General features: G+C 66.6%; 3 protein-coding genes. All 3 read left to right on the plus strand.

Annotated elements, in window-relative coordinates:
* Positions 1 to 87 precede the first annotated feature (87 nt).
* Genes otsB through otsA form a run of 3 tightly spaced genes read left to right on the plus strand, consistent with a single transcriptional unit; the run spans position 88 to position 4,030 of the window.
* The gene (otsB, locus tag ABGA94_RS04440; protein WP_053499173.1) at positions 88 to 846 is read left to right on the plus strand and encodes a trehalose-phosphatase; all 759 of its coding nucleotides are present in this window, start codon (positions 88 to 90) and stop codon (positions 844 to 846) included.
* A gap of 41 nt (positions 847 to 887) precedes the next feature.
* Positions 888 to 2,669: a glycoside hydrolase family 15 protein gene (locus ABGA94_RS04445; protein ID WP_095377347.1), complete on the plus strand. Its 1,782-nt coding sequence runs from the start codon at positions 888 to 890 to the stop codon at positions 2,667 to 2,669.
* A complete protein-coding gene (gene otsA, locus ABGA94_RS04450; protein ID WP_065178921.1) occupies positions 2,666 to 4,030 on the plus strand; it encodes an alpha,alpha-trehalose-phosphate synthase (UDP-forming) in 1,365 nt (454 codons plus the stop codon). The genes ABGA94_RS04445 and otsA overlap by 4 nt, the downstream gene beginning before the upstream one ends.
* The last annotated feature ends 67 nt before the right edge of the window (positions 4,031 to 4,097 follow it).

A 4,097-nucleotide genomic window follows, 5' to 3' on the forward strand; every position in this document is an offset into this window, starting at 1 on the left:
GTGGGTGCCGACCGTTGGTCGGCACTACCCCGATCCGTAGCCTGCCCTCGACCCCACGTACACGCCCACGCTGGCAAGCTGAGCGTCATGGCTGAACCGCTCCCCCTGCGTCCGCCGCCGCCATTGCTGGATGACGCCTGCGCGTTGTTCCTTGATGTCGACGGCACCCTGATCGAATTCGCTGCACGCCCGGATGCCGTGCAGCTGCTGCCGGATGTGCGCGAAGCCATCGGCCGCATCAGCGACCGCCTGGAAGGTGCCGTGGCACTGATCAGTGGTCGCCCGCTCGAACAGCTGGATCAACTGTTCGCTCCGCTGCAACTGCCTGCTGCGGGCCTGCATGGCCATGAACTGCGTGGGCAGGATGGTCGCGTACTGCGCGACGAACACGATGACGACACCGCCGAATGGCTGCACGCACTGCACCAGCAGGCGATGCGCTTCGCCCACGGCCATCCCGGCGTGCTGGTGGAAGACAAGGGTGTCGGCCTGGCCCTGCACTGGCGCGGCGCGCCGCATGCAGCCAGGGACGTCCGTGCCTTCGCCGACCGCCACGTGCGGGGCCGTGCCAGCTACCGCCTGCAACCCGGCGACCATGTAGTCGAATTCGTGCCCGTCGGCACCGACAAGGGCCGTGCGGTGCTTCGGATGATGCAGTACCTGCCCTTCCGCGGTCGCCTGCCGGTGTTCCTCGGCGATGACCTGACCGATGAGTTCGGCTTCGATGCCGCCAACGGCCAGCATGGCTGGAGCGTGCTGGTGGGCGAACGTGAACCCAGCGCGGCGGTGTTCGCGCTGCCCGACATACGCAGCGTGCACGCCTGGCTGCGTGAGAATGCCTATTGACCCGGCCAACCCCCACGGCCGCAACCGAGATGTACCGCGTGATGACCCAACCCGATCTTGATCTGGGCGTGGTCGGCAACGGCAGCTTCGGCGCCCTGGTCGACAAACGTGCCCGCGTTGTCTGGAGCTGCCTGCCCACCTTCGACGGCGACCCTACCTTCTGCGCGCTGCTCGGCCCCAACGAGCAGACCGGTGGCGACTTCGCCATCGAGCTGGAAGACTTCGTCAGCAGCGAGCAGGAATACCTGACCAACACGGCGATCCTGCGCACCGTGCTGCGCGACGCGCACGGCGGCGAACTGGAGATCCTCGACTTCGCCCCACGCTGGCGCCAGAACGACCGTTTCTACCGCCCGGTCAGCCTGATCCGCCAGGTGCGTCCGCTGGCTGGCAGCCCGCGCATCACCGTACGCGCACGTCCGCTGGCGGACTGGGGCGCGCGCGTTCCGGAATCCACCTGGGGCAGCAACCATGTGCGCTGGGTGCTGCCCGAACACGTGCTGCGGCTCACCACCGACGTGCCGGTGCGCTTCGTGCGCGACGGCCTGCCGTTCGTGCTCAACCATCCCATCCACCTGATCCTGGGCGTGGATGAATCGCTCAACCGTTCGATCAGCGGCTATGTGCAGGAGGCCTTCCAGCGTACCCGCGATTACTGGCGCGAATGGGTGCGTTACCTGTCCATTCCGCTGGAATGGCAGGACGCGGTGATCCGCAGTGCGATCACGCTGAAGCTGTGCCAGTACGAGGACAGCGGCGCGATCATCGCGGCCATGACCACCTCCATTCCTGAAGCCCCCGGCAGCGTGCGCAACTGGGACTACCGCTACTGCTGGCTGCGTGATGCGGCGTTCGTGGTGCGGGCGCTGAACCGCCTCGGCGCCACGCGCACGATGGAACAGTTCCTCGGCTACATCTTCAACCTGGCCACCACCGACGGCACGCTGCAGCCGCTGTACGGCATCGGCTTCGAAGCGAAGCTGGACGAAGATGAGGTCCCCAGCCTGTCCGGCTACCGCGGCATGGGCCCGGTACGGCGCGGCAATCTGGCCTGGGTGCAGCGCCAGCACGATGTCTACGGCAGCGTCGTGCTGGCGTCCACGCAGCTGTTCTTCGACCGGCGCCTGCAGGACCCGGGTGATGCGCACACCTTCGCCCGCCTCGAACCCCTCGGCGAGCAGGCCTTCGCCCTGCACGACGTACCCGATGCCGGCCTGTGGGAGTTCCGCGGCCGCACCGAGGTACACACCTACACCAGCGCGATGTGCTGGGCCGCCTGCGACCGCCTGTGCAAGATCGCCGTGCGGCTGAAGCGCGATGACCGCGCCCACTACTGGCGCACACGTGCCGACACCATCCACGCGCGCATCATGGCCGAATCGTGGAGCGAAGAGCTGGGCCACTTCACCGATACCTTCGGTGGCCATCGCCTGGACGCCTCGCTGCTGCTGCTGGCCGACATCGGCTTCATCGACGCGATGGACGCCCGTTTCATCGCCACCGTCGAAGCCATCGGCCGTGACCTCAAGCACGGCAATTCGCTGTACCGCTATGTCGCTCCGGATGACTTCGGTGAGCCGGAAACCAGCTTCACCATCTGCACGTTCTGGTACATCGACGCACTGGCCGCCATCGGGCGCCTGGACGAGGCGCGCGAGATGTTCGAGCTGCTGTTGAAGCAGCGCAATCACCTGGGCCTGCTGTCGGAGGATCTGGCCTTCGACACCGGCGAGGCCTGGGGTAACTTCCCGCAGACCTATTCGCATGTCGGCCTGATCACCGCCGCGATGCGCCTGTCGCGGTCCTGGCAGGAGGCATCGTGAGTCGTCTGGTCGTGGTATCAAATCGTGTGGCCGTGCCCGGCGAGAACCGCGCAGGCGGCCTGGCGGTCGGCCTGCTGGCCGCCCTGAAGGAGCGCGGCGGCCTGTGGTTCGGCTGGAGCGGCAAGACCGTAAAGGAAGGCAGCGGCACGCTGCACCGGCAGAAGGACGGTGACATCGACTACGTCACCATGGACCTGAGCAAGCGCGAGGTCGATGGCTACTACAATGGTTTCGCCAACCGCACGTTGTGGCCATTGCTGCACTTCCGGCTGGACCTGGTCGACTACGACCGCGGCACCCGCGAGACCTACCACAAGGTCAATGCGCTGTTCGCCGACAAGCTCGCACCATTGCTGCGCGAGGACGACATCGTCTGGATCCACGACTACCACCTGATCCCGCTCGGCGCACTGCTGCGCGAGCGCGGCATCGGCTGCCGCATCGGCTTCTTCCTGCACATTCCGATGCCGTCGGCCGACCTGCTGCAGGCCATGCCCGACCACCTGCGGTTGTTCTCCGCGCTGTACGCCTACGACCTGGTCGGCTTCCAGACCCAGCGCGATGCCGATCGCTTCCAGACTTACCTGCGCCTGTTCGGTGGTGGCCGCGTGCTCGACAACGGTGAGCTGGAAGCACCCGGTGGGCGCCGATTCCGCGCGGCGGCTTTCCCGATCGGCATCGACACCGACCTGATCGCACGCCAGGCCGGCACCGCCGCGACCAAGGCCGCAGTGAAGAACCTGCGCAGCAGCCTGCGGGACCGCCAGCTGGCGATCGGCGTGGATCGCCTGGATTACTCCAAGGGCCTGCCCGAACGCTTCCTCGGCTTCGAACGCTACCTGCAGCGTCACCCCGACCAGCGCGGCTCGCTCACCTACCTGCAGATTGCGCCGGTCTCGCGCGGCGATGTCACCGAGTACCGGCAGCTGCGCAGCCAACTGGAACAGATCGCCGGCCACATCAACGGTGGCCACGCCGAGCCGGACTGGACGCCACTGCGCTACGTCAACCAGAACTTCACCCATGCCACGCTCACCGGCTTCTACCGAGCGGCGGCGGTCGGCCTGGTCACGCCGCTGCGCGATGGCATGAACCTGGTGGCCAAGGAATACGTGGCCTCGCAGGACCCGGAGGATCCCGGCGTGCTGGTGCTGTCACTGCTGGCCGGCGCCGCCGACGAACTGAAGCAGGCACTGCTGGTGAACCCGCACGACCTCGACGGCGTGGCCGACGCGATCGCCACCGCAGCGACGATGTCACTGAGCAGGCGCAAGGAACGCTGGCACGCGATGATGGAACATCTGCGCACCTACGACATCAACCACTGGCGCCGCAGCTACCTCGACGCGCTGGAAGGCTGAAGAAAAAAGGGGACGGAGGGGATTAAGTCGTTTATGCACAAACGACTTAATCCCCTCCGTCCCCTTT

It is taken from the genome of Stenotrophomonas sp. 3diitr2024, from assembly GCF_042136455.1.
In the GTDB taxonomy this organism is placed as follows: Bacteria; Pseudomonadota; Gammaproteobacteria; order Xanthomonadales; family Xanthomonadaceae; genus Stenotrophomonas; species Stenotrophomonas sepilia.

Excerpts from the sequence above, each read along its gene's own strand:
- otsB (WP_053499173.1), top strand. The coding sequence starts at position 88 with ATGGCTGAACCGCTCCCCCTGCGTCCGCCGCCGCCATTGCTGGATGAC.
- ABGA94_RS04445 (WP_095377347.1), top strand. The coding sequence starts at position 888 with ATGACCCAACCCGATCTTGATCTGGGCGTGGTCGGCAACGGCAGCTTC.